The sequence below is a fragment of the Phormidium sp. CCY1219 genome (assembly GCF_035615515.1).
Classification (GTDB): domain Bacteria; phylum Cyanobacteriota; class Cyanobacteriia; order Cyanobacteriales; family Laspinemataceae; genus CCY1219.
The window spans coordinates 1-805 of sequence record NZ_JAJENT010000259.1 but is presented as its reverse complement, the minus strand read 5'-3'; the positions used below and the strand labels follow the sequence as shown (position 1 = coordinate 805).

The following is an 805-nucleotide window of genomic DNA, read 5'->3' as shown; positions in this document are numbered from 1 at the left end:
TCCAGGAGCGCCACCCCTGCCTCCATTACCCCCGCCTCCCGAGGCCAACAATCCACAAGTGCCGGTACCCGCACCAGGGTCTCCAGGATCGCCACCCCCAACTCCACCACCGCCTCCCGAGGCCAACAATCCACAAGTGCCGGTACCCGCACTAGGGTCTCCAGGATCGCCACCCCCAACTCCACCACCGCCTCCCGAGGCCAACAATCCACAAGTGCCGGCACCGGGAGCGACTTCTGGACCAACTATACCTGTACCGCCATCGCCTTCCGATAATTTCGACGATGACGATAACGATAATGATCGAGCGACTGAAGATGAAATCCTCAGACCCTCTCAATTGATTCAGAATTATCAACTGACTTTAGAGTCAATCGATAGTAGAGAGTTTGTTGATTTGACTGCCAGTACAAGTTCCGATCGCATTTTTACTAATGGATTAGAATCCAAACCTCCCGATGTATTGTTTGGCGATGCTTTTGTCAGCCATGAGGGAAACATTTTGGGGACGACTAGCTCCCTAGAAAAACCGAATTATGGCAGTGATTTAACGTTGATATAATTTCTGTTCTGTCAACCTTGTCCTTCTTTGCCTGACCCTCGCTGCCGCGCGATCGGTCATTTGACCGTAGGTCTCACCTTGCCTGGTGCCCCGCAGGATAGCTTCTTGCAGAGCTAAGTAGGGTGGGCATTGCCCACCCTACCCCTAAAGCCCACCCTACCCTTACTTTATAGGAGAAATTCCCAATGGCTGTTAATTTATTCGATGCCAATTTCTACCGTGCTTTCAATCCAGATTTAGCTG

General features: G+C 51.6%; 2 protein-coding genes. One reads left to right on the top strand and one right to left on the bottom strand.

What is annotated here, in order from left to right; genetic code table 11:
- Positions 1–224, bottom strand: a 224-nt coding sequence (locus tag LKK83_RS03075) for a hypothetical protein (protein WP_324629360.1), incomplete at its 3' end; no start/stop codon positions are given.
- A 173-nt stretch (positions 225–397) separates the two neighbouring features.
- Here LKK83_RS03075 and LKK83_RS03070 point away from each other — a divergent pair.
- The gene (locus tag LKK83_RS03070; RefSeq protein ID WP_324629359.1) at positions 398–562 is read left to right on the top strand and encodes a hypothetical protein; all 165 of its coding nucleotides are present in this window, start codon (positions 398–400) and stop codon (positions 560–562) included.
- Positions 563–805 lie beyond the last annotated feature (243 nt).